This is a genomic window from Pseudooceanicola lipolyticus (assembly GCF_002786325.1).
In the GTDB taxonomy this organism is placed as follows: Bacteria; Pseudomonadota; Alphaproteobacteria; order Rhodobacterales; family Rhodobacteraceae; genus Pseudooceanicola_C; species Pseudooceanicola_C lipolyticus.
On record NZ_PGTB01000271.1, the window covers coordinates 1 to 3,101 of the forward strand.

General features: G+C 66.5%; 4 protein-coding genes. 1 reads left to right on the forward strand and 3 read right to left on the reverse strand.

The features are described 5' to 3' along the window. The 3 genes from CVM52_RS24760 to CVM52_RS24770 all read right to left on the reverse strand — a co-directional run. The coding region (locus CVM52_RS24760; protein WP_205965029.1) for a hypothetical protein at positions 1-294 on the reverse strand (294 nt) is incomplete at its 3' end. Further along, positions 294-1,034 (reverse strand): 3-deoxy-manno-octulosonate cytidylyltransferase, encoded by a 741-nt coding sequence (gene kdsB / locus CVM52_RS24765; RefSeq protein WP_100164949.1) that lies wholly within the window; start codon positions 1,032-1,034, stop codon positions 294-296. The genes CVM52_RS24760 and kdsB, both read right to left, overlap by 1 nt. Then, complete coding sequence (locus CVM52_RS24770; protein ID WP_100164950.1) at positions 1,031-2,650, reverse strand: aldolase catalytic domain-containing protein; 1,620 nt, start codon at positions 2,648-2,650, stop codon at positions 1,031-1,033. Before CVM52_RS24770 ends, kdsB begins: the two co-directional genes overlap by 4 nt. A gap of 247 nt (positions 2,651-2,897) precedes the next feature. Between CVM52_RS24770 and CVM52_RS24775 the strand changes: the two genes are divergently transcribed. Continuing rightward, a partial coding sequence (locus tag CVM52_RS24775) for a hypothetical protein (protein WP_133119982.1) occupies positions 2,898-3,101 on the forward strand: 204 nt, incomplete at its 3' end.

The following is a 3,101-nucleotide window of genomic DNA, read 5'->3' on the forward strand; positions in this document are numbered from 1 at the left end:
CAGCCCGGGGGCCACCGCGCAGACCCGCAGCCCGTCCTGCACCGCCGCCGCATAGGCGGCGAGCAGCGCGTCCAGGCCGGGGCCTGCCTGCCCCGGCACGATCGCCTCGAGGAAATGGCTGAATTTGGCATAGCGTGACACGCCGCCATTTGCGGTGTGATAGGCAACAAGGGCGTCTGCCGCCGCCGCGCCGTAGGGCAGCGCGGCACTGCGGAAGGCCGCGGTCTTGACCTTGTTGGAGTCGAGCACGACCCCGTCGCAGTCGAAGACGGCGGTGCGATAGTCTGCCAGCATCAGAGGTTCCAGAGTTTGCGCAGCGCCGCCTCCACCGGGGCGACGTCGCCGGGCACGTCCACCGCCATGGTGCCGGGCGAGGTTTCGTACATGACGATTTTCCGTCCCAGTTCCTGAAACCGCAGGATCTCGATATCCTCGCAGGCTTCCAGCGGGCCCTTGCGTCCGAATTCCCGGAACGCGGTCAGCTCTTCGCGGGTGAACCCGTAGATGCAGACCTGCTTCTTGTAGCGTTCGGGGGCGTTCTTGGCCTCCTTGAAGCCGGGCAGGGCGATCCGGGACATGTAGACCATCACGTCATCCTCGGTGGTGATCACCTTGGGGATGTTGACGCTATGCGGATCCTCGTCGGGGCCGATCCAGGCAAAGCCGTTGACGATCAGGTCGGGCTGCGCCGCCTTCAACTCGGCGCAGCGCTTAATATCCTCGGGATTCACCAGCGGTTCGTCGCCCTGCACGTTCACGTAGATGTCGTAGTCGATCATCTCCGCCGCCTCGGCCAGCCGGTCGGTGCCGGTCAGCGCGGTCTTCGAGGTCATCAGCGCCCGGAACCCGGCCTCCTCCACCACTGTGGAAATGCGGGTGTCCTCGGTGGCGACATAGACATGCTCGGGTCCGACGGCGCGGGCCGACAGCTCGGCGACCCAGAGGATCATCGGCTTGCCCAGCAGCGGCGTCAGCGGCTTGCCCGGAAAGCGGGTCGAGGCATGGCGGGCGGGAATGATCACACAGGCGGTCAAGATCTCAGTCCATAAAGCGAAAGCTGCTTGAGATGTTTGTAGCGGGTCGGGGTGATCGAGATCACCTCGGGGCTGTCGGGGTGGCTCTCCATGAGCCGGAAGATATTCTCCACCTCGGCATTGCGCCCGTCGCCTTCGGGATAGCCGTCGAAGCCGGCCACCAGGATGCGCTCGGCCCGGCCCGCCGCGGCCACGGCCAGCGCATAGGCCAGCACCAGCAGGCTCGGCGTGGCGCAATGGGTGCCGTTGAACTCGAATCGGTCCTCTTCCAGGCGGATGCCGAAATCCAGCAGCTGCTTGCCGGCCAGGGCGTCGCGCAGATCCTCGGGCAGCATCGCGGCGGGCGTGACCAGCGGCTGGGGCAGCGCCAGATGCGCCTCGCAATCGGCCATCAGCCGCATCGGGTGGCAGGCCGCGCGCAGGTCGATGAGATCGGGCGCGATGGCACCCTGGGTGTTGAGCGCGATGACCAGCGGCCGGGTGCGGCGGATATAGGCCTCGAGCGCCGGCCGGTGGCGGTTCACCCCGGGGCCGGCGCCCAGCAGCAGCACCTCGCGGCCGGCGATCATCTGGGCCGGGTTCCAGCTGCCCTGGGCATCGCCGCGATAGAAATTGCGGGCGCCGTCGAGGGTTCCGGCGCTGAAGCTCTTGCCGCCCTCGTCGCGCAGGTGGTCGATCACCGCCAGCACGTCCTCTTCGTCATACCGCGGATCGACCAGCATCTGCTGGATATAGGTCGGGTGAATGCCGTATTTGCCGGAGAGGTAATAGAACGGGTTGGTGCCCCAGCCGTAGCGGTCTTTCATCGGTTTGAAATACTGCCGGATCAGGCTCATCAGCGGCACCAGATTGGCCGGGCGGCCGCGGAAATCGGCGGCCTCGATCACCAGTTCCTCGGTGCGAGCATTGCCCGGGCCGCGGCCCATGCCGGTCACCGTCGCGTCGAGCCAGGTGGCCCCGTCGCCATGGGCGCGCAGGGTGTTGGCCAGCGCCAGCCCCATATTGTCATGGGTGTGGATGCCCAGCGGGCCGGTCCATTCCTCGCGCAGCCAGCCGATGATGCGGCTGGTATCCTCCGGCGTCATGCTGCCCATGCTGTCGGCGAAATACAGCGCCTCGACCGGCCAGTCGCGGGCGGTCCGGGCCAGGTCGCGCACCTCCTCGCAGCTGCGGTCGGCGATCTGCATCAGGTTGAACCCGACGCGATAGCCGCGCTCGGACAGCCATTTCACCGCCGGCAGCACCGCCTTGAACTCGTGGAAATGGCAGGCAAAGCGCACCAGCTCGACCGGCGATGTCTCGGCGGTTTCGGGAAACAGCAGTTCCAGCGTGGGCTCCAGCCCGAGATCGGTCAGCAGGTCGCCGCCATTGACCATGACGCCCACGGTGAGGCCCTCGGGGATGTCCAGCGAACGAATGAAATCGTCGGTGGTATAGGCGCAGGGGCCCTTGAAGCCGCTGTTTTTCAGGAAACGGAAGCCCAGCTCGACGACATCGACCTGCGCCGCCTTCATCGCCTCGAGATAGGACTGGATGAGGTCGGGCGGAAAATCCCAGTTGTTGTAATAGCCGCCATCGCGCAGGGTGCAGTCAAGCAGAAGGGTTTCGGGCTGCATCTGGAGTCCTTCGAAATTCGCAAGGCTGGGCGGGGCGCAGCCCGCAGGTGGTGTGTCAGGTCATAAAGATCACCTCCGATTTTACAAGGCTGCATCCCGGCGTTTCGGCCGAAACGGGCCGGTTTTGCCACGGCAGTCGCGAAACGCCCAACGGAACTTGCCCAAGCCGGGCCGATCACATAGTGCTGCCGGTCAGAGCCGGGACCCGCGATCGCGCGCCCCGGCTGGTATCGGGCAGGAAGCGGGCATGACCGACAGCATCGTTTCTGGAAACAGCAGCAGCCACGATCAGGCCCTCGCCGCCCTGAAACAAGGCTCTAACAAGGGCCCCATCACCACGTCCACCGAGATCGCCCCGGGCATTGCGCTGCATGCCGACCCGGCGGCGGGGGCGGGCGGGCGCTGGGTGTCGCCGGCCGGGCGGCTGCTGGAGATCGCGGTCAGCGCGCCG

Excerpts from the sequence above, each read along its gene's own strand:
- CVM52_RS24770 (WP_100164950.1), bottom strand. The coding sequence starts at position 2,650 with ATGCAGCCCGAAACCCTTCTGCTTGACTGCACCCTGCGCGATGGCGGC.